At 69.3% G+C, this 24,872-nt stretch carries 30 protein-coding genes; 21 read left to right on the top strand and 9 right to left on the bottom strand.

Translation table 11 applies throughout. The annotated features are described in order from the left end of the window. The first annotated feature begins 126 nt into the window (after positions 1-126). The 5 genes from rpsM to DS837_RS20620 all read left to right on the top strand — a co-directional run bounded on the left by rpsM (position 127) and on the right by DS837_RS20620 (position 3,444). Entirely contained in the window at positions 127-495 is a 369-nt protein-coding gene (rpsM, locus tag DS837_RS20640) for a 30S ribosomal protein S13 (RefSeq protein WP_014240054.1), read from the top strand. A gap of 15 nt (positions 496-510) precedes the next feature. After that, on the top strand, positions 511-909 hold the full coding sequence (gene rpsK / locus DS837_RS20635; protein ID WP_012974490.1) for a 30S ribosomal protein S11: 399 nt from the start codon (positions 511-513) through the stop codon (positions 907-909). 131 nt (positions 910-1,040) lie between these two features. Further along, positions 1,041-2,060 carry a DNA-directed RNA polymerase subunit alpha gene (locus tag DS837_RS20630; protein ID WP_094304322.1) on the top strand — a complete coding sequence of 340 codons (1,020 nt, stop codon included), beginning with the start codon at positions 1,041-1,043 and terminating at the stop codon, positions 2,058-2,060. Positions 2,061-2,281: 221 nt separating this feature from the next. Next, positions 2,282-2,704 (top strand): 50S ribosomal protein L17, encoded by a 423-nt coding sequence (gene rplQ / locus DS837_RS20625; protein ID WP_094304321.1) that lies wholly within the window; start codon positions 2,282-2,284, stop codon positions 2,702-2,704. 161 nt (positions 2,705-2,865) lie between these two features. Further along, positions 2,866-3,444 carry a YqaA family protein gene (locus DS837_RS20620; protein WP_149166466.1) on the top strand — a complete coding sequence of 193 codons (579 nt, stop codon included), beginning with the start codon at positions 2,866-2,868 and terminating at the stop codon, positions 3,442-3,444. A 57-nt stretch (positions 3,445-3,501) separates the two neighbouring features. Here the strand turns inward: DS837_RS20620 and DS837_RS20615 are convergent, their stop codons facing one another. Next, positions 3,502-3,765, bottom strand: coding sequence for a hypothetical protein (locus tag DS837_RS20615; protein WP_149166465.1), 264 nt, complete (start codon positions 3,763-3,765; stop codon positions 3,502-3,504). Between the two features lie 125 nt (positions 3,766-3,890). Here DS837_RS20615 and DS837_RS20610 point away from each other — a divergent pair, with 125 nt between their 5' ends. Continuing rightward, positions 3,891-4,295, top strand: a complete 405-nt coding sequence (locus tag DS837_RS20610; RefSeq protein WP_149166464.1) for a hypothetical protein — start codon at positions 3,891-3,893, stop codon at positions 4,293-4,295. A gap of 28 nt (positions 4,296-4,323) precedes the next feature. Further along, on the top strand, positions 4,324-5,661 hold the full coding sequence (locus DS837_RS20605) for a replication-associated recombination protein A (RefSeq protein ID WP_149166463.1): 1,338 nt from the start codon (positions 4,324-4,326) through the stop codon (positions 5,659-5,661). A gap of 7 nt (positions 5,662-5,668) precedes the next feature. On the opposite strand, the gene DS837_RS20600 is transcribed toward DS837_RS20605, so the two are convergent. Next, a complete protein-coding gene (locus tag DS837_RS20600) occupies positions 5,669-6,145 on the bottom strand; it encodes a hypothetical protein (protein WP_149166462.1) in 477 nt (158 codons plus the stop codon). Between the two features lie 85 nt (positions 6,146-6,230). Between DS837_RS20600 and DS837_RS20595 the strand changes: the two genes are divergently transcribed. The 3 genes from DS837_RS20595 to DS837_RS20585 all read left to right on the top strand — a co-directional run bounded on the left by DS837_RS20595 (position 6,231) and on the right by DS837_RS20585 (position 8,630). After that, on the top strand, positions 6,231-7,142 hold the full coding sequence (locus DS837_RS20595) for a hypothetical protein (protein ID WP_149166461.1): 912 nt from the start codon (positions 6,231-6,233) through the stop codon (positions 7,140-7,142). 67 nt (positions 7,143-7,209) lie between these two features. Continuing rightward, complete coding sequence (gene crcB / locus DS837_RS20590) at positions 7,210-7,611, top strand: fluoride efflux transporter CrcB (RefSeq protein WP_014240063.1); 402 nt, start codon at positions 7,210-7,212, stop codon at positions 7,609-7,611. After that, positions 7,611-8,630 (top strand): RluA family pseudouridine synthase, encoded by a 1,020-nt coding sequence (locus DS837_RS20585; RefSeq protein ID WP_149166460.1) that lies wholly within the window; start codon positions 7,611-7,613, stop codon positions 8,628-8,630. The genes crcB and DS837_RS20585 overlap by 1 nt, the downstream gene beginning before the upstream one ends. A 10-nt stretch (positions 8,631-8,640) precedes the next feature. Here DS837_RS20585 and DS837_RS20580 read toward each other — a convergent pair whose 3' ends face one another. Next, positions 8,641-9,330: a GntR family transcriptional regulator gene (locus tag DS837_RS20580; protein WP_149166459.1), complete on the bottom strand. Its 690-nt coding sequence runs from the start codon at positions 9,328-9,330 to the stop codon at positions 8,641-8,643. 83 nt (positions 9,331-9,413) lie between these two features. On the opposite strand from DS837_RS20580, the gene DS837_RS20575 reads away from it, so the two are divergent. From DS837_RS20575 to DS837_RS20560, 4 genes are all read left to right on the top strand, one after another. Then, positions 9,414-10,637 (top strand): benzoate/H(+) symporter BenE family transporter, encoded by a 1,224-nt coding sequence (locus tag DS837_RS20575; RefSeq protein ID WP_149166458.1) that lies wholly within the window; start codon positions 9,414-9,416, stop codon positions 10,635-10,637. 160 nt (positions 10,638-10,797) lie between these two features. Next, positions 10,798-11,487 carry an HAD-IA family hydrolase gene (locus DS837_RS20570; RefSeq protein ID WP_149166457.1) on the top strand — a complete coding sequence of 230 codons (690 nt, stop codon included), beginning with the start codon at positions 10,798-10,800 and terminating at the stop codon, positions 11,485-11,487. A gap of 21 nt (positions 11,488-11,508) precedes the next feature. Continuing rightward, entirely contained in the window at positions 11,509-12,207 is a 699-nt protein-coding gene (locus DS837_RS20565) for an ATP12 family chaperone protein (protein WP_149166456.1), read from the top strand. A 101-nt stretch (positions 12,208-12,308) separates the two neighbouring features. Beyond that, positions 12,309-12,707: a COG4315 family predicted lipoprotein gene (locus DS837_RS20560; protein WP_170295926.1), complete on the top strand. Its 399-nt coding sequence runs from the start codon at positions 12,309-12,311 to the stop codon at positions 12,705-12,707. 70 nt (positions 12,708-12,777) lie between these two features. Here DS837_RS20560 and DS837_RS20555 read toward each other — a convergent pair whose 3' ends face one another. The 3 genes from DS837_RS20555 to DS837_RS20545 form a co-directional block, all read right to left on the bottom strand. After that, positions 12,778-13,398: a PRC-barrel domain-containing protein gene (locus DS837_RS20555; protein ID WP_149166455.1), complete on the bottom strand. Its 621-nt coding sequence runs from the start codon at positions 13,396-13,398 to the stop codon at positions 12,778-12,780. 160 nt (positions 13,399-13,558) lie between these two features. After that, complete coding sequence (gene ygfZ, locus DS837_RS20550) at positions 13,559-14,464, bottom strand: CAF17-like 4Fe-4S cluster assembly/insertion protein YgfZ (RefSeq protein ID WP_149166454.1); 906 nt, start codon at positions 14,462-14,464, stop codon at positions 13,559-13,561. Between the two features lie 157 nt (positions 14,465-14,621). Next, entirely contained in the window at positions 14,622-15,035 is a 414-nt protein-coding gene (locus DS837_RS20545; RefSeq protein ID WP_149166453.1) for a GreA/GreB family elongation factor, read from the bottom strand. Positions 15,036-15,366: 331 nt separating this feature from the next. Between DS837_RS20545 and DS837_RS20540 the strand changes: the two genes are divergently transcribed. The 4 genes from DS837_RS20540 to DS837_RS20525 all read left to right on the top strand — a co-directional run bounded on the left by DS837_RS20540 (position 15,367) and on the right by DS837_RS20525 (position 20,277). Then, positions 15,367-16,914, top strand: a complete 1,548-nt coding sequence (locus tag DS837_RS20540; RefSeq protein WP_149166452.1) for an ABC transporter ATP-binding protein — start codon at positions 15,367-15,369, stop codon at positions 16,912-16,914. 177 nt (positions 16,915-17,091) lie between these two features. After that, positions 17,092-18,192, top strand: a complete 1,101-nt coding sequence (locus tag DS837_RS20535; protein ID WP_149166451.1) for an ABC transporter permease — start codon at positions 17,092-17,094, stop codon at positions 18,190-18,192. Then, on the top strand, positions 18,189-19,121 hold the full coding sequence (locus DS837_RS20530) for an ABC transporter permease (RefSeq protein ID WP_149166450.1): 933 nt from the start codon (positions 18,189-18,191) through the stop codon (positions 19,119-19,121). The genes DS837_RS20535 and DS837_RS20530 overlap by 4 nt, the downstream gene beginning before the upstream one ends. 79 nt (positions 19,122-19,200) lie before the next feature. Further along, positions 19,201-20,277, top strand: a complete 1,077-nt coding sequence (locus tag DS837_RS20525) for a BMP family ABC transporter substrate-binding protein (RefSeq protein WP_014240078.1) — start codon at positions 19,201-19,203, stop codon at positions 20,275-20,277. Between the two features lie 64 nt (positions 20,278-20,341). Here the strand turns inward: DS837_RS20525 and DS837_RS20520 are convergent, their stop codons facing one another. Beyond that, positions 20,342-20,752: a hypothetical protein gene (locus tag DS837_RS20520; protein WP_149166449.1), complete on the bottom strand. Its 411-nt coding sequence runs from the start codon at positions 20,750-20,752 to the stop codon at positions 20,342-20,344. A gap of 279 nt (positions 20,753-21,031) precedes the next feature. Between DS837_RS20520 and DS837_RS20515 the strand changes: the two genes are divergently transcribed. Together DS837_RS20515 and DS837_RS20510 are read left to right on the top strand one after the other, a co-directional pair. Next, positions 21,032-21,511, top strand: a complete 480-nt coding sequence (locus DS837_RS20515) for a hypothetical protein (protein WP_149166448.1) — start codon at positions 21,032-21,034, stop codon at positions 21,509-21,511. A 68-nt stretch (positions 21,512-21,579) separates the two neighbouring features. Beyond that, positions 21,580-22,176, top strand: a complete 597-nt coding sequence (locus DS837_RS20510; protein WP_149166447.1) for a hypothetical protein — start codon at positions 21,580-21,582, stop codon at positions 22,174-22,176. Positions 22,177-22,192: 16 nt separating this feature from the next. Here DS837_RS20510 and DS837_RS20505 read toward each other — a convergent pair whose 3' ends face one another. Then, positions 22,193-22,744 carry an NUDIX domain-containing protein gene (locus DS837_RS20505; protein WP_149166446.1) on the bottom strand — a complete coding sequence of 184 codons (552 nt, stop codon included), beginning with the start codon at positions 22,742-22,744 and terminating at the stop codon, positions 22,193-22,195. A 68-nt stretch (positions 22,745-22,812) separates the two neighbouring features. Further along, a complete protein-coding gene (locus DS837_RS20500; protein WP_170295925.1) occupies positions 22,813-23,697 on the bottom strand; it encodes a GGDEF domain-containing response regulator in 885 nt (294 codons plus the stop codon). A 205-nt stretch (positions 23,698-23,902) separates the two neighbouring features. Between DS837_RS20500 and DS837_RS20495 the strand changes: the two genes are divergently transcribed. Beyond that, positions 23,903-24,796 (top strand): ribose-phosphate diphosphokinase, encoded by an 894-nt coding sequence (locus DS837_RS20495; RefSeq protein WP_149166444.1) that lies wholly within the window; start codon positions 23,903-23,905, stop codon positions 24,794-24,796. The last annotated feature ends 76 nt before the right edge of the window (positions 24,797-24,872 follow it).

The following is a 24,872-nucleotide window of genomic DNA, read 5'->3' as shown; positions in this document are numbered from 1 at the left end:
GAGACATTGTGCGTCCCGTATCCGTGTTTTGCCTTTTGGCCTTCGGGCCTCGGCGTCCGGATCGGGGATCAATCGGTGTGTAGGCGGCCCATGAGGGCTGCCGTTGAGATATCGAGGAGAGCAGGCGTGGCGCGTATCGCTGGCGTCAACATCCCCGCGCAGAAGCGCGTGGAGATTGCGTTGACCTACATTCATGGCATCGGCCCCTTCAAGGCCAAGGAAATCTGCACGAAGCTGGAGATCCCGGCGGAGCGCCGTGTGAACCAGCTCACGGACGACGAGATCCTCAAGATCCGCGAGACCATCGACGCCGACTACCGCGTCGAGGGCGACCTGCGCCGTTCGGTCGCCATGAACATCAAGCGTCTGATGGACATGGCCTGCTACCGTGGCCTGCGTCACCGCAAGGGCCTGCCGGTCCGCGGTCAGCGCACCCACACGAACGCCCGCACCCGCAAGGGTCCGGCCAAGCCGATCGCCGGCAAGAAGAAGTAAGAGGACGCACGGACCATGGCCAAGCCCTCAGCCGCTTCGCAGCGTCTTCGTCGTCGCGAGCGCAAGAACATCACCGCCGGCGTCGCTCACGTGAACGCCTCCTTCAACAACACGATGATCACCATCACCGACGCGCAGGGCAACACCATCGCCTGGTCGTCGTCGGGCACGATGGGCTTCAAGGGTTCGCGCAAGTCGACTCCCTACGCCGCCCAGGTCGCCGCCGAGGACGCGGGCCGCAAGGCCCAGGAGCACGGCATGAAGACCCTCGAGGTCGAGGTGAAGGGTCCGGGTTCGGGGCGTGAGTCGGCGCTGCGCGCTCTGCAGTCGATCGGCTTCCAGATCACCTCGATCCGCGACGTCACGCCGATTCCGCACAACGGCGTCCGTCCGCCGAAGAAGCGTCGCGTCTAAGAAGCATCGCTACTCCGCACCCGCGGGGACCCGCCGTTCCGGGACAGGCGCCGCAGCCATCGCGGCGCCATCGGATGGGAACGGCCGGTCCCCGCGGACGTGTGTCCACCCCGATGGCATGAGGTAATACCGTGGCTCTTCAGAAGAACTGGCAGGAACTGATCAAGCCGAACAAGCTGGACATCCAGCCCGGTGACGACGCCGACCGCGTGGCGACCGTCGTGGCCGAGCCGCTGGAGCGTGGCTTCGGTCTGACGCTCGGCAACGCGCTGCGCCGCGTGCTGCTCTCCTCGCTGCAGGGTGCGGCCGTCACGGCGATCCACATCGACGGCGTGCTGCACGAGTTCTCCTCGATCCCCGGCGTGCGCGAGGACGTGACCGACATCGTCCTCAACATCAAGTCGATGGGTCTGCGCATGGGCGGTGACGGCCCGAAGCGCATGCGCCTGCGCGCCGAAGGCCCCGGCGAGGTGAAGGCCGGCATGATCGAGACCGGCGCGGACATCCAGGTGATGGACCCGGACCTCGTGATCTGCACGCTGGACAACGGCGCCCGCCTGAACATGGAACTGACGGTCGAGACCGGCAAGGGCTACGTCCCGGCCAGCCAGAACCGTCCGGAGGACGCCCCGATCGGCCTGATCCCGGTCGACGCGCTGTTCTCGCCGGTCCGCAAGATCTCCTACAAGGTCGACAACGCCCGCGTCGGGCAGGTCACCGACTATGACCGCCTGTCGATGGTCGTCGAGACCAACGGCGCCGTGAAGCCGGACGACGCGGTGGCCCTGGCCGCCCGCATCCTCCAGGACCAGCTGCAGCTGTTCATCAACTTCGAGGAGCCGACCCACGCGGTCGCCGAGGAGAAGCACGAGGAGGTTCCGTTCAACAAGAACCTGCTCCGCAAGGTGGACGAGCTGGAACTGTCGGTCCGTTCGGCCAACTGCCTGAAGAACGACAACATCGTCTACATCGGCGATCTGGTGCAGAAGACGGAGGCGGAGATGCTCCGCACCCCGAACTTCGGCCGCAAGTCGCTGAACGAGATCAAGGAAGTGCTGGCCCAGATGGGTCTGCACCTCGGTATGGAAATCCCGAACTGGCCGCCCGAGAACATCGAAGAGCTGGCCAAGCGTCTGGAAGAGCCGTACTAAGTCTCGAACGTTCCATTGCCCCCTCCCTGACCCTCCCCCGCCTTCGGCGAGAGAGGGGACAAGCTCCCTCTCCCGCGAGAGCGGGGGAGGACCGGGGAGGGGGCAGTATGTTTCCCAGGGCCACCAACCGGCCCGCCCCGCGCCGTACCAGCTCGAACGACTGGGCGGTCGGGTTCACCACCGGCTCCCCGAGGGGGGCCACGCCATGAAGGAGGACCGTCATGCGTCACGGCGTTTCCGGACGTAAGTTCAGCAAGACCACCAGCCACCGCAAGGCCATGTTCTCGAACATGGCGAACGCGCTGATCAAGCACGAGCAGATCAAGACGACCCTGCCGAAGGCCAAGGATCTGCGCCCGATCGTCGAGCGTCTGATCACGCTCGGCAAGAAGGGTGGCCTCGCCAACCGCCGTCTCGCCTTCGCGCAGCTGCGCGACGACGCGATGGTGACCAAGCTGTTCACCGTCCTGGCCGACCGCTACAAGGACCGCCAGGGTGGCTACAGCCGCGTCCTGAAGGCCGGCTTCCGCTACGGCGACGCTGCCGCCATGGGTGTGATCGAACTGGTCGACCGCGATGTCGCCGCCAAGGGCCAGGATTCCGGCCCGGTGGAGATCAAGGACGAAGTCGAGGCCGAGGGCTGAGCCCCCGGTTGAGTTTTCGTGAAATCTAATCGTCGCCGTTGCCCACCGGGCTGCGGACGACGATATAGGTGACCGACCGGCCCTCCCTTCGGGTTCACCCCCGGAGGGAGGGTTTCCGGTTTTCGGGCTCCGTCACTTCGGGAGGGCGCCGCGCGCGCGGTATGCTGAAACCTCTCTACAACCGGATTCTCAAGCTCTCCGCCCGCAAGGACGCCGTCTGGTGGATGTCCGGCGTCTCCTTCGCGGAAAGCTCCTTCTTTCCTCTGCCACCCGACATCATGCTGGTGCCGATGTGTCTGGCGGAGCCCAAGAAGCTCTGGCGCTACACCAACATCTGCGCCCTGGCCTCGCTGATCGGCGGGCTGTTCGGCTATGCGGTCGGGTTCTATCTGTTCGAGAGCGTCGGACGGCTGATCATCGACCTCTACAACGCGCAGGAGTCGTTCCAGCGCTTCCAGGACATGTTCGCCGAATTCGGCCCCTGGTTCCTGATCCTCAAGGGCATCACGCCCATACCCTACAAATTGCTGACGATCACCGCGGGATTTGCGCACCTCGACCTGACGGTGTTCATCCTGTGCTCGATCGTCGCACGATTCTCGCGATTCTACATGATCGCGATTCTGCTGCATTTCTACGGGCCGCAGGTCCGCGACATCATCGAGAAGCGGCTGATGCTGGTGACGACCGTTCTGCTGGTCATCATCATCGGCGGATTGCTCAGCTTCAAATTCGTGTGAGCGGCGCGGGGCTTGCCCCGCGCGTCACTCGCAAACCCGCAGTCAGTCCGGCCAAAATCAATCGGGCATGCCACGGTCCTGGCGGTCGCGCTCCGATGGGGGCAGGGCGTTGCGCTCGCGGCGGTCCCGCATGACCATCACGCCGATGGCCAGCGCCATGCCGATGCCGGCCAGCAGGGGCAGGACGACCTCGCCGGCGCTGACGGTGGGCATGGCGAGCATGCGCACGACGAGCAGCAGCAGGCCGCCGATCAGGAGCGCCACGAAGATGGTGGTCGATGTCCGGCGGCGCGGCGTCGGGCCGGGATTGTTGGGACTCATTTGAGGCATTCCCTTATCGCTTGCGTTCCCGGCATAGTGGGCGCCGAGCCCGCGGCATGGTCCAATGCGGGGGACCATCCGCCAACGTCCGGGGTCACGCAAGAACAATGGGAGTCAAAGCCGAGATGTTCCGTCCGAAACTCATTCTGGGGCCGGTGCTGGCCCTCGCCCTGGTTGCGCTCGCCGCCTGCGCGGACGCGCCGGGGCGTTCGTCCGGCGCCGCCGTGGGCGGTGCTCCGGCGGCCTCCACCACGGCCCCGACAGCGGCCCCCTCCGGATCGCCGGCGGCCTCGCGCCCGGCCCGCGGGGTCGAAGACCCGTCGCTTCGCTTGGACGGCGGCGTCGGCAGCGACGACTCCTGCCGGACCCAGTGCGAGCGCAGCAACAACTCCTGCATGGACTCCGTGGCCGCGCGCGTGCAGAGCGGGCTCGACCGTCCGGACCGCGGCGGCATCTTCTCGCCGACCGACAACTGCCAGCATTCGCTGCGCATGTGCTACCAGCGCTGCGGCGCGCCCACCAACCAGTGACCGGTCCGGTGCGATCGGTGGATCGGCGATGAGCAAGCGCGGCGCCTCCGGTGCCTCCGGCGGCCTGTTCGAGGCGGGCGCCCCCCGCCCGCTGGCCGACCGGCTGCGCCCGCGCAGCCTGGGCGAGGTGGTCGGGCAGGAGCATCTGCTGAAGCCCGACGGCCCGCTGGGCCGCATGGTCGCCGCGCGCCGGCTGGCCTCCATGATCCTGTGGGGGCCGCCCGGCTGCGGCAAGACGACCATCGCGCGGCTGCTGGCCCTGTCCACCGATCTGCATTTCGAACCGCTGTCGGCGGTGTTCTCCGGCGTGGCCGATCTGCGCAAGGTGTTCGACGCGGCCAAAGCGCGGCGCGCGGCCGGGCAGGGCACGCTGCTGTTCATCGACGAAATCCACCGCTTCAACCGCTCACAGCAGGACGGATTCCTGCCTTATGTGGAGGACGGCACCGTCACGCTGGTCGGCGCCACCACCGAGAATCCGTCCTTCGAGCTGAACGCGGCGCTTCTGTCCCGCGCCCAGGTCTTCGTGCTGAACCGGCTCGACGACGCGGCGCTGGAGAAGCTGCTGTCGCGGGCCGAGGCGGAGATGGGCCGTCCGCTGCCGCTGACGCCGGACGCGCGTGCGGCGCTGAAGGCGATGGCCGACGGCGACGGGCGCTTCTGCCTGAATCTCTGCGAGGAACTGTTCGCCCTGCCGGTGCCGGAGGACGGCGGGCTTCTCGACAACAACGCGCTCGCCACCGCCATTCAACGCCGCGCCCCGCTCTACGACAAGGCGCAGGAGGGGCACTACAACCTCATCAGCGCGCTGCACAAGTCGTTGCGCGGGTCGGACACCGACGCGGCGCTCTACTGGTACGCCCGCATGCTGGAGGGCGGGGAGGACCCGCGTTACATCGCCCGCCGGCTGACCCGCTTCGCGGTGGAGGACATCGGCATGGCCGACCCCAACGCGCTGGCGCAGGCCACCGCCGCCTGGGAGGCCTACGAGCGGCTGGGCAGCCCGGAGGGCGAACTCGCCATCGCCCAGCTGGTCATCTATCTGGGAACCGCGCCGAAGTCGAACGCCGGCTACACCGCTTACAAGAGCGCGGTGCGCGCCGCCAAGGAAACCGGCAGCCTGATGCCGCCCAAGCACATCCTGAACGCCCCGACCAAGCTGATGAAGCAGATCGGCTACGGCAAGGGCTACGAGTACGACCACGACACGGCGGACGGCTTCTCCGGCCAGAACTACTTCCCGGAGGGCATGCCGCGGCGGGCCTTCTACCAGCCGGTGGAGCGTGGTTTCGAGCGCGAGATCAAGAAGCGCCAGGACTATTGGGCGCGACTGCGCGACCGCAAGGCCGCGGAGGGCGAGGAGTAGGCGCGCCTCATGGCTTCGGGTAGGCGGTCGCGAGGATCCAGGCCGGGGCTTCCGGGGGACCGGAAACCTCGAACACATAGGTCACGGTTTCGCTGGTGAAGGGCTGCGCGCGAACGCAGCGCCCCGCGCCGTCGGTTTCCCCGCACCACAGCGCTGGCACCCGCACGTTCAGCGTCTTGCCGAACTGGGTGCCGCCAAGCTCCTCGCCGCACAGGAGTTCGCCCGGATAGCCGGTCAGGGCGCGCCATGCGGCGTCCCAGGACCGGTGATCGGCGAACATCGGCGTGCCGACGCTCTGCACGGCCTCGGAAGGCGGCACCGCGCCCGGAATGTGCCGCGCGAGGTGCCCGCCCTCCGCCGTGTTGCGGTCGGGGTCGGCGGACCGCTGGACGCTCGCGATGTCAAGGCACGGGGCGCTCCGCGCCGGGGCGGCGGCCAGGGTCAGGCCGGCGGCGAGCAGGCCGGCGATCTTGCGGGTGGGCATGCGGGCACTCCAAGTGCAATGATCCTGTGCTGATTGTTGGACGTTCGGTTTTCAGCTTGGTGAAATTGGATCGGGGCGATCGGGCATGACGACGGGGGACGCGATTCCGGCCTTCACGCGCTTCGTCGCCATCGACTGGTCGGGCGCCGTGGGCAAGCGCTACGCCGGCGTCGCCGTCGCGGAATGCGGCGCGGAGGGGCCGCCGCGGATCGTCGCGCCCACGGAGCGGCAATGGTCGCGCAGCGCCGTGTACGACTGGCTGCTCGACGGGCTGGAGCGCGGGCCGGCGCTGGTCGGGATCGACTGCGCCTTCTCGCTGCCCTTCGACGTGGCCGGACGCTACTTCCCGGACCCCGACGCGGCGACGGCCTTCGACCTGTGGGACCGGGTGGAGGCGGTGGCCGGGGCAGAGCCGGACTTCGCCGGCGGTGGCTTCGCGGCGCACCCCGACTATGGCGCCGACTTCTGGCGCGCCGGGACGCAGCCGGACTGGTACCGCGACCCGCACCGGCTGACCGAGCGGTTGTGCCGGGCCGACGGCTACGGCAGCCCGCAGAGCCCCTACAAGCTGATCGGCGCCAAGCAGGTGGGGAAGGGCGGGCTGGCCGGGATGCGGATGCTGCGCGCCCTGAAGCGGGCGGCGCCGGATCGGGTGGCGGTCTGGCCTTTCGAACCGCCAGGGCCGGGGCGCACCGTCTTTTGCGAGATTTACCCGCGCCTGTTCCTCATCCGCGCCGGCTTCGGTCTTCGCAAGATCCGTGACGGGGCGGCGGTCGACGCCGCGCTGGCCGTCCTCGGCGCGCCGCCCGCCGGCCTGTCCGGGGCGGTGACCGACCATGACGCGGACGCGCTGGTCTCCGCGGCTGGGCTGCGCTGGCTGGCCGGGCGGGAGGAGGTCTGGAGCCCGCCGGTTCTGGACGACCGCACCCGGCGGCAGGAGGGCTGGATCTTCGGGGTGGGCGACCGGGGTGGCGGGGTTGACGCGCCCGGCGCGTGACAAACCGCTGTATTTCTGGCTCTAATCCGCGCGGGATGCCCGTCGTCCCGTCCGTTCCGGAGGTTCCGTGATCGCATCACCGTCCACGCTCGCCGCGGTTGCCGTCGGTGGGGCCGTCGGTTCCATGGCGCGCTATCTGCTGATGACGGCGGTCGGCCATTGGTTGGGCACGCAGTTTCCCTATGGGACCCTGATCGTGAACGCCGTAGGCTGCTTCACCATGGGCGCGCTGGCGGAGCTGGCCGCACTGGTGTGGTCGCCTTCGCCGGAGTTGCGGGCGCTGCTGATGGTCGGGGTGTTGGGGGGATTCACGACCTTCTCCTCCTTCACGCTCGATGTCGGTCTGCTGGTGGAGCGGAACGCCCTGCCGGCGGCGGCGGGTTACATCCTGGCCTCGATGGTGCTGACCATCGCGGGTTTCTTTGCCGGCCTCGCGGTCGTGCGTTCTCTTGTTTCGGTGCCCGTTTGATGAGTGAGAACAAGTCCCCCAGCGTGGAAACCCGGACCGTGACGTCCGACGAGGCCGACGTCCGCCTCGACCGCTGGTTCAAGCGCCATTTCCCCGACGTGGGTCACGGCTATCTGCAGAAACTGCTGCGCACCGGCCAGATCCGCGTCGACGGCAAGCGGGCGGAGACCTCGACGCGGCTCGCCGCCGGCCAGTCCATCCGCATCCCGCCGCTGGCCGAGTGGGCCAAGCCGGAGGGCGCCCCCGCGGCCCCCGCGCCGAAGAAGCCGGCCATGTCGGACAAGGACATCGCGGCGCTCCAGGCGCTGGTTCTCTTCAAGGACGGCGACGTCATCGCGCTGAACAAGCCGGCCGGCCTCGCCGTTCAGGGCGGCACCAACACCACCAAGCATCTCGACGCCATGCTGGACGCCCTGCGCTTCGACGCGAAGGAGCGGCCCAAGTTGGTGCACCGGCTGGACAAGGACACCTCGGGCGTCCTGCTGCTGGCGCGCAACACCTTCGCGGCGTCCAAGCTGACGGAGCAGTTCCGCGGCCGCGACGTGCGCAAGATCTACTGGGCCGCCACGGTCGGCGTGCCGAAGCCCTACCAGGGCAAGATCGACCTCGCGCTGGCCAAGGAAGGCGGGCCGCAGGGCGAGCGGGTGGCCGGCGACGAGGACGACGGCAAGCGTGCCGTCACCTACTACTCGGTGCTGGAGAATCTGGGCAAGCAAGCGGCCTTCGTCGCCATGTGGCCGCGCACGGGGCGCACCCACCAGCTCCGCGTCCACATGAACGCCATCGGCACGCCGATCCTGGGCGACGGCAAATACGCCGGGCAGGGGGCCTATCTGCCGGGCGCCGAGGTCCAGAAGAAGCTGCACCTGCACGCCCGCCGCCTGATCCTGCCGCACCCGCGCGGCGGCAACCGGATGATCGACGTGACGGCGCCGCTGCCGGATCACATGCTGACGACCTGGAAGTATCTGGGCTTCAGCGCCAGCCTGAAGGGCGATCCGTTCGAGGGGGTCGAGTAGAAGCGGGGGTTTACCCCGCCTCGCGCGCCTCCAGAAACGCCGTAAGCTGCTCCGCCGCCTGCCCGACATGTTCGGTGACGAGCCGGCAGGCGGTATCTGCGTCCCCCGCCCGGCAGGCCGCCAGCAGCACTCGGTGCTCGTCCTGCGATCGCGGCCGGTAGCCCAGCGCCGCGAACTGGAAGCGCAGATAGCGGTCGGCGGCCAACAGATGCTGCTCCGTCAGCGCCAGCAGCCGGGGCCGCCCGGCCCGCGCGTAGAGTGTCATGTGGAAGCGCCGGTTCAGCTCCCCCATCCGCCCTGGATCGGCCTCCCCGTCCATCTCCGCAATCAGCTCCTCCGCCTGATCGAGGTCCGCCGCCGTCAGGCCGGGCAGCGACAGGCGCAGCGCCATCGGCTCCAGCGCCATGCGGATCGCCCCGATGTCGGCGCCGTCCGCCGCCGAGATTTCCGCGACGACCGCCCCGCGGTGCGGGTGGAACTCGGCCAGCGCCCGCGCCTCCAATTGGCGCAGCGCCTCGCGCACCGGCATGCGGCTGACCCCGAAGGTTTCCGCCAACTCCTCCTGCCGCAGTGGCGTGCCCGGCGCGATGACCCCGGTCAGGATCGCCTCGCGCAGCGTCGCCTCCACGAACTCCGTGGTGGTGCGGTGGCGCGGCTGCGCGCGCGCCACGAGGCGTGACAGCCCATCGTTGACCGCCATGCGTGATCTCCCCTTGCCAGGATATTGGATCCAATCTATCACCGGTCTCATCGTCCTGCACCCCCGATGGAGGGTCCCAAGCCATGTCCTCTTCCGACACCGTCCCGGCAACGGGCCTTTCGACGGGGCTTTCCCTGCGCGCGGTCGGCGCCGGGCTGCTGGCGGCCCTGGTCGGCTACGCCAGTTCGGTGGCGGTGGTCATCCACGGCCTGACCGCCGTGGGCGCCAGCACGGAGCAGGTGGTGTCGGGCCTCGTCCTGGTCGGGGTCGCGATGGGCCTGACGGCGATGGGGCTGAGCCTTTATCGGCGCAAGCCGATCAGCATCGCCTGGACGACGCCGGGCATGGCGCTGCTGGCCGCCACCGGAGCGGTGGAGGGCGGATTCGCCGCCGCGGTGGGGGCCTTTGTGATGACCGGCGTGCTGATCGTCCTGGCCGGGCTGTGGTCGCCGCTCGGCCGCTGGATCGCCGCGATTCCGAAGCCGCTGGCCAACGGCATGCTGGCGGGCATCCTGCTGAAGCTGTGCCTCGCCCCCTTCTTGGCGGTGTCGCAGGCGCCGGGTATGGCGCTGCTGGTGCTGGCGACCTGGGCGGTGGTGGGGCGGGTGGCGCGTCTCTACGCCGTGCCCGCCGCGGTGGCGGTGGCGCTGGGGGCGATGGCGCTGGACTCTTCAGGCGGTTTGGCCGGCGGGGCGGCGCTGTCCGGTGCGCTGTGGCCCGGCGTGACCTTCGTCCAGCCGGTGTTCACCTGGGAGGCGATGGTGGGCATCGCGCTGCCGCTGTTCGTCGTCACCATGGCCTCGCAGAACATTCCCGGCCTCGCGGTTCTGGCGACCTACAACTACGTCCCGCCGACCCGCCCGATCTTCCTGGCGACGGGGGCGGCCTCCGCCCTGACGGCGCTGGGCGGCGCGCCCACCGTCAACCTCGCGGCGATCACCGCGGCGCTCTGCGCCAGCCCGGACGCCGACCCGAACCCGGCGCGGCGCTGGCAGGCCGCCTTCGTCGGCGGCATCGGCTACATCCTGTTCGCCGGGCTGGCCGGGGTGACGGCGGTGATGGTCACCCGTTCTCCGCCGATCCTGATCGAGGCGGTGGCCGGGCTGGCCCTGGTCGGGGCCTTCGGCTCCGCCCTGATGGGCGCCGTGCAGGTGGAGGCGAACCGGACGGCCGCGCTGGTCACCATGCTGGTCACCGCCTCCGGCCTGTCCTTCGCCGGGGTGGGCTCGGCCTTCTGGGGACTGCTGCTGGGCGGGGCAGCGCATCTGCTCCATTGGCGCCCTTCGGTGTCGCAGCCGGCAAAGTGATGCCTTTGGCATCACCCTTTCGATCAATGCTCTGGCATTGATCTGTCGGGTTATACGGCCGGAAAACGATTCAAATGATCGTTCTCCGGCCGTATGAGTTGCGCTTTCCCAATGCGGGCCGCATAAGTCCGGTACGACCCGCGTCCCGGAGGCGATGCTCGTGAGCAGCTCAGAGAATGCCCGTCCCCTGCGGCTGGCCCTGTTCGATTGCGACGGCACGCTGGTGGACAGCCAGTTCGCCATCATCGACGCCATGACCACCGCCTGGGCCGCCCACGGTCTGGGCGAGCCGGACCCGCTGGAGGTGCGCCGCATGGTCGGGCTGCCGCTGGTGCAGGCGGTGTCGCACCTGCTGCCGAACCTCGACACCGACCGCCATGTGGCCGTCGCGGAAAGCTACAAGGACGCCTTCGCCGCTCTGCGCCACCGCGGCGACCTGCACGAGCCGCTGTTCCCCGGCCTGCGCGACACGCTGGACGCGCTGGAGGCGGAGGGCGTGCTGCTGGGCGTGGCGACCGGCAAGTCGCGCCGTGGACTGGACGCCGTGCTGGCCCATCACGGGCTGGCGGAGCGCTTCGTCACGCTCCAGACCAGCGACATCGGCCCCGGCAAGCCGCACCCCGACATGGTCTTCCGCGCCCTGGCCGAAACCGGGGTGGAGGCGGCGCGGACGGTTGTGATCGGCGACACCACCTACGACATGCAGATGGCCCGCAACGCGCGGGTCGCGTCGGTCGGCGTCTCCTGGGGCTATCACGCTGTGGCCGAACTGGAGAGTGCCGGGGCCGACCGCATCGTCCATCGCGGGCGCGCGGTGGCCGGCGCCGTGCTGGACCTGTTGCACCGTTAAGAGAGCATTCGAAGGACCCTGATGAAGCGCTTCTATAAGACCGCCTCTGTCGACGAGGCCGCCGGCGGCGGCTTCGAGGTGCGCCTGGACAACCGCCCGATCCGCAGCCCGGCCAAGGCGCCGCTGGTCTTCGCGAGTTGGCCGCTGGCCCAGGCCGTCGCCGCCGAATGGGACGCCCAGCCCGAGGACATCGCCCCGGACAGCATGCCGCTGATGCAACTCGCCAGCACGGCGGTGGACCTGATCAGCAAGGGCCGGGCCGCCATCGTGGACGGCGTGGCCGCCTATGCGGAGACGGACCTGCTCTGCTACCGCGCGGAGCATCCCCGGAACTTGGTGGAGCGGCAGGCGCAGCGCTGGCAGCCGCTGCTCGATTGGGCGACGCTGCGCTACGACGCGCCGTTGCACGTCAACGCCGGGCTGATGCCCAAGCCGCAGCCGCCCGAGGCGCTGCGCGCCTTGCGCAACGCGGTGGAGGCCTACGACGACTGGACGCTGTCGGCACTCCAGACCGCGACCGGTTCCTGCGGCTCACTGATCGTCGCGCTGGCGCTGGTCGAGGGGCGGATCGACGCCGAAGAGGCGTTCGAGGTGTCGCAGCTCGACGAGACCTTCCAGATCGAAGCCTGGGGCGAGGACCCGGAGGCGACCAAGCGCCGCGCCGCCCTGCGCGTGGACATCGCTGCCTGCCGCCGCTTCGTCGATCTGCTGCGGGCGTGATCATCGATCGGGTGAGGATGGAATAAAGCGCCGCGGTGGGCGTCCTGTCAGTGAGGGCCGGGTCCGATTGCCCACCCCGTCACGACAGGGAGGTTCCGTCCATGCACCGCTTCACCCGCTTCACCGCCGCCGCGGCGACCGCGCTGGCGCTCGGCCTCGTGGCGCCGTCCGCCTTCGCGCAGGGCGCCATGCCCGCCAAGACCGGCCAGTCGGCCGGCGGCCCTGTGCTGACCGACAGCAAGGGCATGACTCTCTACGTCTTCGACCGCGATTCGGGCGGCAAGTCCGCCTGCAACGGGCAGTGCGCCGCCAACTGGCCGCCGCTGATGGCCCCGGCGGGCGCAAAGGCGATGGGCGATTATTCGGTCGTCACCCGCGACGACGGCTCCATGCAATGGGCCTACAAGGGGAAACCGCTCTATGGCTGGGCGAAGGACGGCAAGCCGGGCGACACCACCGGTGACGGGGTGAACAACGTCTGGCACGTCGCGCGTCCGTAAGCACGGCCCTGAACAGGGGAAAGCCCCCGCGGCGCTGGGCCGCGGGGGCTTTTCATGACCGGACCGGCTGTTACTGGCCGGTGCCCGACGGGGCGGCCGGCGGAGTGCCGGTGGCGCCGCCCGGAGCGGTCATGGTGCCGGAGGTGCCGGTGGAGGAGCGGCTCGCCGCACCGTTCACCGTGTCGCCGGCCTTGTCCTTGTTGCGGTTCAGCGAGGTGGTGGTGTCGGAGTATTCGAACTCCGGCATTTCCTTCACCTGATCGCGGGTCATGCCCGAGAGCTGGACGCGCTCCTGCTGGGCGTCCCAGTTGGCTTTGCCGATGTCCACGGCGATCTGCTTCTCGCCGATGCCGAGGAAGCCGCCCGAGGAGATCACGAGCTGCTGGGCCTTGCCGTTGCTGTCGAGGATGATGTCCTCGACCTCGCCGACCTTCTCGTTGTCGGTGCCGTAGACGTTCTTGCCCATCATGTTCTCGGCGCTGGCCATCTGGCCGCCGGTCAGCTCGGAGGCGCTGCCGGTTGTGGCGCTGCCGGTCGCAGCGCTACCCGGGGCGCTGCCGCTCTTGTTCATCTCGGTCGCGGTCGGGGCGCCGGTGGCGGGGCTGCCGGTGGTCGGCGACGTGGTCTGCGCCATCGCCGTGCCGGTCATCAGCGCCAGGACGGACGCAGCAGCGATGATTTCCCTACGCATAACTCACTCCTCTCCGTGTTTCGGCGTGTCGGTTGAGTGCCTTGGTTTGTCTCGGCAAGGCACAACGACAACAGGGGCTCGGCGGGAATGGTCACGCGGGAAATCGGAAAAATCTTTCGGCTAGCCCGTGCAAGTTTCGGGAATAAAAGTGACGAAGAACTCAAAAGCTTGCCCAGACTGGCTTTGCCGGCGTGACTGTGGCCTCTCCGGCTGTCAAGACCAATCCGTCTTGCCCCGCACGGGTGAGGTCTTCCAGCCGCAACAAGGCAAGCGCCGTCGAGCCATGGCCGCTGCGGATCTCGCCGACCTCCTTGCCCTCGAGCGTCACCGGTGTGCCAGGGGTGGGCAGGGGGCCGTCCAGCGTCACCGGGAACAGCTTCTTCTTGATCAGGGCGCGGTACTTGGTGCGGGCGGTCAGCTCCTGCCCCATGTAGCAGCCCTTGTCCCAGGAGATGGCGTTGAGGTCGTCCAGATCGTTCTCCAGGGGCAGCGCCTTGTCCGGCGTGAGGTCGCGGCTGCCCTCCGGAACGCCCAGCGAAAGGCGCAGCCGGTCGTAGTCCTCCGCGCCGCGCGGAACGAAGCCCGCCGCCTCCAGCGCCGCCGCGGCGCCGTCGCGCGGCAGGAAGGCGCGGGCGCCCAGCGCCGGCAGGCGCGGGTCGGTGAAGGCGACGCCGCCCGCGAAGGGAACCGCGGCGCCGGCCTCCTCCGGAAGGCCCAGCCGGGCGAGGGCGTCGCCGCCAAACAGGACGACGGCCATCAGGGCGCCGGCCCGGTCCTCCAGCGTGATCTTGGAGCGCAGCTTGTACATCTTCAGGCGGCGCAGGAATTCCTCGCGCCGGTCCGTCTCGGGGTCGAGCAGGAGGGCGCCGTCCGATTCGGCGATGCGGAAATCGTGCAGGAACTTGCCTTGGGGGGTCAAGAACAGGGCGTAGACGGCGCGGTCCGCTGTGACGCGGCGCACGTCGTTGGACACCAACCCTTGCAGGAAGGCCGCCCGGTCCTCCCCCGCGACCGCGATGACGCCCCGGTCCTCCAGGATTGCGTAGCCCGCCTGTTCCGCCGTCATGCCCTTGCTCCGATTGTCCCGTCCAAGTCCCCGATAGTTGGGCGAAGGGGGCAGGGGAGGCAAGGGTGGCGAGGGCTGTGCCCTTGCATGGCGCGTCCGCCTTTTCCGCGGACGCGCCACGGTGCAAGCCGTGGTCGATAGACCTTCAGATAGGCCGTCAGGCGGCTGGAGGTTCGATCCGCAGGACCTGCACCGACTTGGTGCGGCCGTCGAGCGTGCCGTAGGCGATGGATTGCCCCTCGGACAGGCCGAGCAGGGCGGCGCCCACCGGGGTCAGGATCGAGATGCCGTCCTGGCGCCGGGCCGCTTCGTCCGGTGTGATGAGTGTGGCGGTGTGCCGCGTGCCCCGGTCGTCCGCGAAGGTGACCCGGCTGCCGAGCCGGACGAAGGGCGTGCCGCCGTCGCCGCCGTCGGGAGGGTCCGCGACATCGGCGCGGTCGACCTCGCGCTGGAGGAAGTCGATGACACCGGCGGGCCGGCTGAGATGGGCGAGAAGGACGTCGAGACGCCCGAGATCCTGGGGGGTGATTCGGATCGGCGGCGGATCGCCGAGCATCGACTTGCGGTTCATTCCAAAAGCTCCATAAGCAAAGGCCGCCGGAAATGGCGGCCCTTTCCATAGCTGATGACGACGGCGGCCTCTTGTCAACCGTGCGGCGGCGTGGCATCTGTCCGTGTGCGAAGCAACTGCTGATTTGTTGGGTCATCTGCCGCTTTGTTGGGCTGCCCGGGCGCCTGGAACGGGGCACCTGAAACGGGGCGAATGACCGCAGGCTGGGCAACCGCTTCCCCTGTTGACGGCGAACAGCTTTGACGGGCAAGACTCTCCGAAAGTGGCATGGCTTTGGCAATGCCCTGCCGACTTCACCCCTACCCGGTTCGTCTCCTTGGATTTCCCATCCGTGTCATCCCCTCCGCACCGGCTCGAACTGCGCGGCATCACCAAGCGCTTTCCGGGCTGCCTGGCGAACGATCGGGTCGATCTCGTCCTCCGGCCGGGCGAGATCCACGCGCTGCTGGGCGAGAACGGCGCCGGCAAGTCGACGCTGGTGAAGATCATCTACGGCGTGCTGCACGCCGACGCCGGCCGGATCCTGTGGAACGGGCATGACACGCGCATCCCCGACCCGGCGGGCGCCCGCCGGCTGGGCATCGGGATGGTGTTCCAGCATTTCTCCCTGTTCGACACGCTGACGGTCGCCGAGAACATCTCGCTCGGCCTCGACCAGCCCGGCCCGATGGACGCGTTGTCGGCGCGCATCGCCGAGGTGTCGGAACGCTACGGCCTGTCGCTGGACCCGCGCCGCCACGTCCACACCCTGTCGGTCGGCGAGCGGCAGCGGGTGGAGATCGTGCGCTGCCTGCTCCAGGACCCCAAGCTGCTGATCATGGACGAGCCGACCTCGGTCCTGACGCCGCAGGAGGCGACCCGCCTGTTCGAAACGCTGCGCCGTCTGGCGGCGGAGGGCTGCACGATCCTCTACATCAGCCACAAGCTGGAGGAGATCCGCGCGCTCTGCGACACCGCCACGGTGTTGCGCGGCGGGCGCGTCGTGGGAAGCTGCGACCCGCGCCGGGAGACCGCGCGCAGCCTCGCCGAGATGATGATCGGCACCGAGCTGTCCACCCCGGAACGGCTGCCGCAGGCGGCGGCCGGGGCGCCGAAGCTCCAGGTGCGGCATCTCTCCACCACCTCCGACAACCCATTCTCCACCAACCTGAAGGACGTGTCCTTCGAGGTGCGGGCCGGCGAGATCCTGGGCATCGCCGGCGTGGCCGGCAACGGGCAGGCGGAGCTGATGGCCGCGCTGAGCGGCGAGGCTCTGGTGCCCGACCCGGCCTCGGTCGCCATCGAGGGGCGGCCCTCCGGCCATCTCGGCCCGCGCGAGCGGCGCCTGCTCGGCCTCGCCTTCGTGCCGGAGGAGCGGCTGGGCCGCGGCGCCGTGCCGGAGTTGAGCCTGTCGGAGAACGCGCTGCTCTCCGGCTACGCCCGCGAGCCGCTGGTGCGCAGCGGGCTGGTGCATTTCGGGCGCGCACGCTCCTACGCCGAGCGGATCATCGGCGCCTTCAACGTGGTCACCCACGGCCACCGGGCGGAGGCGCGGTCGCTGTCGGGCGGCAACCTCCAGAAATTCATCATCGGCCGCGAGATCCTGCAGAAGCCGCGCCTGCTGGTGGTCGGCCAGCCGACCTGGGGCGTGGACGCGGGCGCGGCGGCGGCGATCCACCGGGCGCTGATCGACCTCGCTCGCGCGGGTGCGGCCGTCCTGGTGATCAGCCAGGACCTGGACGAGCTGTTCGTGCTGAGCGACCGCATCGCCGTGCTGTTCCACGGCCATTTGTCGGAAAGCCGCCCCACCCACCACACCAGCGTGGAGGAGATCGGCCTGCTGATGGGCGGCCTGTTCAACCACCCGCCCGACGAGGATGAGGTGGACCGTGCGGTGTGAACGCGACTTGCCCCCTCTCCCGTCCCGGGAGAGGGAAGGGACCCGCGCGGCGCGCGGGAAGGGTGAGGGTCCGGCGTGGAGAAAGCGCCTGATCCTTGCGTCACCCTCACCCGGCCGCCTGCGGCGGCCACCCTCTCCCGGGGCGGGAGAGGGGACGACGTGCGTCGGAGCCTTTGCATGACCCTCCTCCGTCTCGAACCCCGCGGCGAGGCGTCGCGCGCGATGGTCTACGCCACGCCGCTGCTGGCGGTCGCGCTCACGCTCGTCAGCGGCTTCCTGCTGTTCTGGGCCATGGGCTTCGACCCGGTGAAGGCGCTGCACGCCTTCTTCATCGCGCCGCTGCTGTCGCTGCGTGGCCTGGGTGAGCTGGCGGTCAAGGCGACACCCTTGGTGCTCTGCGCCATCGGGCTGGCCATCGGCTTCCGCGCCAACGTCTGGAACATCGGGGCCGAGGGGCAGCTCACGCTCGGCGCCATCACCGGCGGCGGTCTGGCGCTGGCCTTCTACGGCGAGGGCGGCTGGTGGCTGCTGCCGTTGATGATCGTCGCGGGCATGGCCGGCGGCGCCCTGTGGGCGGCGATTCCCGCCTTCCTGCGGGTGCGCTTCAACGCCAGCGAGATCCTGACCAGCCTGATGCTCAACTATGTGGCGCTGCATCTGCTGAACTACCTGATGCACGGCCCTTACCGCGATCCGGACGGCTTCGCCTTCCCGGAATCCCGCCTGTTCGAGGCCGACGCGGTGCTGCCATTGCTGGTCGCCGGGACGCGCGTGCATCTGGGGTCGCTGTTCGCCCTGCTGGCGGTGGCGGCGGGTTGGTTCCTGATGGCGCGCACCTTCATCGGCTTCCAGATCAAGGTCATCGGCCTGACCCCGACGGCGGCGGGCTACGCCGGCTTCAACCAGAAGAAGATCATCTGGCTGACGCTGCTGCTGTCCGGCGCGCTGGCCGGCTTGGCCGGGCTGGGCGAGGTCGCCGGGCCGATCGGGCAGATGAACCCGACCATCTCCCCCGGCTACGGCTACACCGCCATCATCGTCGCCTTCCTGGGGCGGCTGCACCCGGTGGGCATCCTGCTGGCCGGCTTCCTGATGGCGCTGTCCTTCATCGGCGGGGAGGCGGCGCAGATCGCGCTGGGCCTGCCCAAGGCCATCACCGGCGTGTTCCAGGGCATGCTGCTGTTCTTCCTGCTGGCGACCGACGTGCTGATCCGCTACCGCGTGCGCTTCGGCGCGAAGCGGGCTGCCGGGTCCGGGGTGGGGAGGGCCGCGGCATGAGCGCCGAACTGGCCCTTCTCGGCCCGATCCTCGCGGCCATGCTGGCCGCCGCCACGCCGCTGCTGTTCGCCGCACTCGGCGAACTGGTGGTGGAGAAGTCCGGCGTCCTGAACCTCGGCGTCGAGGGCATGATGCTGGTCGGCGCCGTCTGCGGCTTCGCCGTTGCGGTTCAGACCGGCAGCTCCACCGCCGGATTCGTCGCGGGGGCCGCAGCGGGGGCGGGGATGGCGGCGCTGTTCGGCATGCTGACCCTGCTCCTGCTCGCCAACCAGGTGGCGACCGGCCTCGCGCTGACGCTGTTCGGCGTCGGCCTGTCGGCGCTGATCGGGCAGGGCTTCGTCGGCATTCCCATCGCCGACGTGCCGGAACTCTACATCCCCGGCCTGACCGACCTGCCGGTGATCGGCAAGGCGCTGTTCGGGCAGGACGCGCTGGTCTATCTGGCGCTGGCGGCGGTGCCGGCTGTGCACTGGTTCCTCTACGCCACGCGCAAGGGGCTGATCCTGCGCGCGGTGGGCGAAAACCACGCGGCCGCCCACGCGCTCGGCTACAAGGTCATCCGCATCCGCTTCCTCGCGGTGCTGTTCGGCGGCGCGATGAGCGGCATGGGCGGGGCCTTTCTCTCGCTCGACTACACGCCGATGTGGGCGGAGGGCATCTCCTCCGGGCGCGGCTGGATCGCGCTGGCGCTGGTGGTCTTCGCCACCTGGAAGCCCGGTCGCGTGCTGCTCGGCGCGTGGCTGTTCGGTGGGGTGACCATCGCGCAGCTCCACGTCCAGGGGCTGGGAATCGACATTCCGTCACAACTCTTGTCGATGCTGCCTTATCTGGCTACCGTCATCGTCCTGGTGGTGATTTCACGGGATGTCGCCCGAATCCGGCTGAACGCGCCGGCCAGCCTCGGGAAAGTCTTCCATCCTGACGCCTGACGGGCGCCGGGATATCGGCAAGTCTTACGTTCGTGCTCAATCAATTGGATCAGGGAGCAAACACGTGAACAGAAGGACCATGGGCAAGGCCCTGATGGGTCTGGCCACCGGCGCCGCCATGCTGGCGCTGGGCGTCGGCGCGGCCGACGCGCAAGAGAAGATGAAGGTCGGCTTCGTCTATGTCGGTCCGATCAGCGACCACGGCTACAGCTACCAGCACGACCAGGGCCGTCTGGCCGTGGAGAAGGAGCTGGGCGACAAGGTCACCACCACCTTCGTCGAGAACGTGCCCGAGGGTGCCGACGCCGAGCGCGTGATCGAGCAGCTCGCCTCCTCCGGCCACAAGCTGATCTTCACGACCTCCTTCGGCTTCATGAACCCGACGCTGAAGGTCGCGCAGCGCCATCCCGACGTGAAGTTCGAGCACGCCACCGGCTACAAGCGCTCGGCCAACGTCGCCACCTATTCCGCGCGCTTCTACGAGGCCCGCACGGTCATCGGCCAGATCGCCGGCAAGATGACCAAGTCGAACATCATCGGCTACATCGGCTCCTTCCCGATTCCCGAGGTCGTCAGCGGCATCAACGCCTTTACCATCGCCATGCGCGAGGTGAACCCGAAGGCCGAGGTGCGCGTGGTCTGGGTGAACAGCTGGTACGATCCCGGCAAGGAAGCCGAGGCGGCCAAGGCCCTGATCGACCAGGGCGCCGACGTGATCTCGCTGCACACCGACAGCCCGGCGGCCATCCAGGTCGCGCAGGAGCGCGGCCTGTGGGTGTTCGGCCAGTCGTCGGACATGACCCGCTTCGGCCCGAAGGCGCACCTCACCGCCATCGTCGACGATTGGCGCGAGTATTACGTGAACCGCGTCAAGGCGGCGCTGGACGGCTCCTGGAAGTCGCAGGACACCTGGGGCGGCTTCAAGGACCACATGCTGTTCCTGGCCCCCTACAACCCGGCTCTCCCGGCGGACGTCGTCGCGGCGGCCGAGAAGACCCGCACCGACATCATGGAAGGCAAGCGCCACTCCTTCCAGGGTCCGGTGAAGGACCAGTCCGGCAAGGTCGTGATCGCCGAGGGCAAGCAGGCCACCGACGAGCAGATCCTGAAGATGGACTGGTACGTCGAAGGCGTGCAGGGCAAGGTTCCGAAGTAAGCCGGAACCGGTCGCCAAGTAAGGAAAAGGGAGGCTTCGGCCTCCCTTTTTTGTTGCCCGCTTCTCAGCCCGGCTGGCGGCCCAACGCGGCCCAGCCGGCGGGTGCGAGGCGCATCACCTCCGGTCCGCTGCCGGCGGGGTTGGGCTCCATCGTCACCAACTCCCGATTCTCGAACCAGACCCAGCGGGGAACCTCCGCCGCGGTGGGGACCCAGCCCCCGGCCATCTTTTCCAGCACCGCCAGATCGGCGGCGGCGATCGGGAATTTCGGCTTCGCCGGGGCACGGTTGGGCGCGGCAGGGGCGGGCTGGGGCGCCGTCGGGGCGTCCTGCCCGGCGCGGGCGTGTATCCAGGCCGTCTGGAAGGCGGTCAGAGCTTGGTTCAGTTCCCCGCGCAGCGGCTCGGACGGGCAGCGCAAATAGCGGTCCAGCAGGGCGTGCAGGGATTCGGCGGTGGGGGGCGGGGTCTCGGGCATGGGGCGGTTCCGTGGTCGGCGTGGTCCGGCACCGCAGCCATAAACGCAAGGGGCGGGAGAAGACAAGGGGCAGGAAAAGAAAGGCTCCGCCGCTTCAGGGAGCGCGGCGGAGCCTGTCGAGGAGGCACAATCCCCTGTGCTGCCTGACTCCAAACACGCGGGCCGGGCCGCCGGTTCCACCTTCCCTTCCGGGGTGACCCGCAAGGCTGCGGTCCGAAAGCCGGGGCGATGCGTTGACAGCCGCAGGACAGGCTCTCGCGTCGGAAAGGGAAGCGCATCGTGGGGAACGGATTTCAGAAAGCGTCGCGGGTCATGTATTTCCTGGCGACCGGCGTGTTGATGCTGTTCGCCCTGGTGTTCATCGGTGTGGCCGCCTATGCGGTGTTTCACAGCCTTCTGCTGCTCGACATCGAGGCGACGACCCACGGGCTGCTGGACGGCGTCGGCATGATCGTGCTGGCCATCGCCGTCTTCGAGATCGCCAAGTATCTCTACGAGGAGGAGTTGGAACACGACCGTGAGTTGCGGCACGCCGACGAGGCCCGCCGCACCCTGACCAAGTTCCTGACCACCATCATCATCGCCGCCAGCCTGGAAGGGCTGGTGCTGGTGTTCGAGGCCCGGACCTCGCAGATGAGCGACATGGTGTATCCGGCCATCCTCCTGATGGTCATCGTCTTCATGGTGCTTGGGCTCGGGCTCTACCAGCTGATCAGCCGACGGGCGGAGACCATCGACCCGAAGGAGGGGGATTCCTGACCGCCCCCCGCGTTCCAACATTGCTGGGAGGAGTTGTCTATCCCTCTCAGCCAGAGCGGAGCGCCCCCATGTTCGACCCCGCCCAGATCGGCCGGATCTCTCCCGTGGAGCAGGCCGACGCCCTGCGCACCCTGATCGCCGTCTTCGCCACCGCGGTGGTGCGGCCCGGCGAGAAGGCGCCGCGCAACGCCGTCAGCGCCGAGATCGTCGACATCCTCGACGAGGTGCCGGCGGAAAGGGTGGAGGCGGTGGCCCAGCTCTTCACCATGATGGCGCTGCGGCTGCGGCGGAAGGGGCGGCCGCGCCGCACCGCCTTCCGCCTGACCCTGGAGACGGCGTTGCTTGCCCGCTCCTACGTCGGGGAACCGGCGCCTCAGAACGAAACCAGCTACCTGTCGTCCGACCGGCCGGGCCTGGGGACGATCGACGACGCCTGCAACGAGATGCTGGAGCGGATGGCCGGCGTGCCGGACGCCGACCAGCGGGCGTGGCTGACCGCGCAGGTGATTGCCACCGGCCTGATCGACGCCGACCGCCGCCACCGGCTGGGCGGCCCGGACCGCGACCTCGGCGACATGGCGGTGGCGGAGTTCCTGCTGCGCACGGCGGCCCAGTATCTCGCGGCCACCGCCGTCCGCACCCCGCCCGGAGAGGGCAAGGGCTGAGGCCACCAGCAGGGTCTCATTGCAGGGCGATGATCGCGGCCATGGTCGCGTAGCGCTCGATCGATTGGGAGGAAGGCGACCGCATCGCCTGCCGGGTGATGGCGAGCTGGTTCTCGTGCGAGACCGGCTGGCGCACCCCCAGATGGGCGACCACCTTGGCGAGCGGCACGACGTGGGCGGAGGACAGCTCCCAGTTCACGATGGCACCGCCCGCCGGGCGTCCGGGCGTGACGGCGGATTGCGCGACCCGCAGCGTGATCGAGGAGGCCAGGGACTCCAGACCGGTCACCGGGACGAAATACAGTGTGAAGCTCCGCGAGGTGGGACGCCATGGCTGCGCCGCCCGGCAATCGGGGAAGGCGAGGCCGGTCTGCTCGTGGAACAGGCGCTGGAGTGCTGCGAGCGGGCTGGTGACGCTCTCGTAACCGCCGCCGGGAAGCGCCCACTGGCCCGCGGCGTCGACGACCCGCGGCTCCGCCGGGCCGCGGCCCCACCAACCGCTGACCTCGCGCCGCCGGACGATCAGGACCTTCGTCCCCTCCAGAAACGCCACATGGACATGGCGCATCGCCTCTTCCCCCGCATCCCGTTGCCTTCGCTGCCGGAGACGGATGGGCGGCGCGGGGCGTGAACGGTCTAAGGGGAGGGGACCACGCGGTTGCGCCCTTCGGCCTTCGCCCGATACAGCGCGGCGTCGGCCACTCGGAGGGCGTCGTCGATGCAACCGGGGGCGCCTGGCGCCACAGGAGCGACGCCGAAGCTGGCGGTCATGCGGAACGAATCGCCGTTCGGCCCCATTTCCTGCGCGGCGACGCGCTGGCGCAAGCGCTCCGCCACGACCGACGCATCCGCCAGAGCGGTGTTGGGGAGAAGAACCACGAACTCCTCCCCACCGTAGCGCCCGATCAGGTCGCCGGGGCGCAGGGCGCCGTCCAGCGTCCGGACGAAGCGCTGCAATGCCTCGTCGCCGGCGGCGTGGCCGCGGCTGTCGTTGATGCGCTTGAAATGGTCGATGTCGGCGATCAGCAGGGACAGGGGCTGCCGCGACCGCAGCGCCCGGCGGATCTCCTCGTCCGCACGTTCCAGAAGGGCGCGCCGGTTGGCGACGCCGGTCAGCGGGTCGGTCTGCGCCTGCGCGACCAGCAGCCGGTGCATCTCGGTGATGCGGCCGCCCGCCTTCAGCCGCGCCTTCAGGTGGGCGCGGTTGACCGGCTTGTGGATGAAGTCGTCCGCTCCGGCGTCCAGCGCCTTCATCTCGTAAAAGGGTTCGTCATGGGACGTCATCAGGATCAGGTAGCTGTAGGCGGTGCGCGGATCGGCCTTCAGGTGCCAGCACACCTCCAGCCCCGACAGCCACGGCATCTCCCAATCGATGATGGCGATGTCGAAGGGTTCGGCCTGGGCACGCTCCAGCGCTTCCCGACCGTCCTTGGCCAGGATCACCTCATGCCCGTAGGACGCCACCTGCTCCGAGAGCATGGTGCGCATCAGGACCGTATCGTCGGCAATGAGCACGCGCATGGCGGAAAACTGCCTCATACCTTCGTCTGCGGTCAATGAGCAGCGGACGTCTGCGGTGTCATTTTCAGGCGCCTGCCCCTGCCGTCCTATCGCCTTCTCGGTAACGTTGCGCCTAAGGTCGTGGTCGCCCCGCCGCGGCCCTTGCGGCATAGTACGGGCCGAACGGGGCGCCCATGTCCGGGCGCGCAACGCAAGAGGGAACAGCATGGCCCGCTATACGGGCGTCTACGGATTTCCGGAATCGGCGGACGGCGCGCGGCGTCTGGCCGATGCCTTGAACGTTCCCTGCCACATCGCCGAACTGCACCGCTTCCCCGACGGGGAAAGTCTCGTCCGCCTGCCCGAACCGGTGGAGCGGGCCGTGGTCTACCGTTCGCTCGACCGTCCGAACGACAAGCTGGTGGAGCTGACTCTGGCCGCCTCCGTCCTGCGCCGCCAGGGCGCCACGGAGCTGTGCCTCGTCGCCCCCTACATGGCCTACATGCGCCAGGACGCGGTGTTCCGCCCCGGCGAGCCGATCAGCCAGGCGGTGGTGGGGGACTGGCTGGGCCGGCTCTTCGACCGCTTCGTCTGCGTCGAGCCGCACCTGCACCGCACCCACACGCTGGATGAGGTGTTCGTCGGGCGCCCCTCCGTCTGCCTCAGCGGCGCCGGGGCCATCGCCGACCGGCTTCGCCGTGACGGGACCGCGCCCGACGCCGTCATCGTCGGCCCGGACGAGGAGGCCGCCCCGCTGGTCGAGGCGGTGGCCGGACCACTCGACCTCACCGCCCTGGTCGGGCGGAAGGAGCGGCGCGGCGACCGCGACGTGACGGTGACGCTTCCCGACGGCGCGCCGCTGGCCGGGCGGCCCGTGGTGATCGTCGACGACGTCATCAGCTCCGGCGAGACCATCTTCTCCTGCGCGCGGGCGGCGCGGGCCGCCGGGGCGGCGTCGGTCCGGGTGTTCGGCGTCCATGCCCTGTTCGACGCCGCGGTGGCCGCCCGTTTCGAGGCGGAAGGGCTCGGCACGCCGCTGTCCTGCGACGGGGTTCCGCACCCCAGCAACGCCCTGCCGCTCGCCCGGCTGATCGCCGACGCGCTGGCAGCCCCCTGTTGACGGCGCCCTGTTGATGGCACCTTGTTGACGGCCCGGTAACCCTTCGTCAGGCAGGATAGGGGGACAGGGCACAACA

This window comes from Azospirillum brasilense, assembly GCF_008365405.1.
Taxonomy (GTDB): domain Bacteria; phylum Pseudomonadota; class Alphaproteobacteria; order Azospirillales; family Azospirillaceae; genus Azospirillum; species Azospirillum brasilense_D.
The sequence above is the reverse complement of the archived record's forward strand: the minus strand, read 5'-3'. Positions and strand labels throughout refer to the sequence as shown.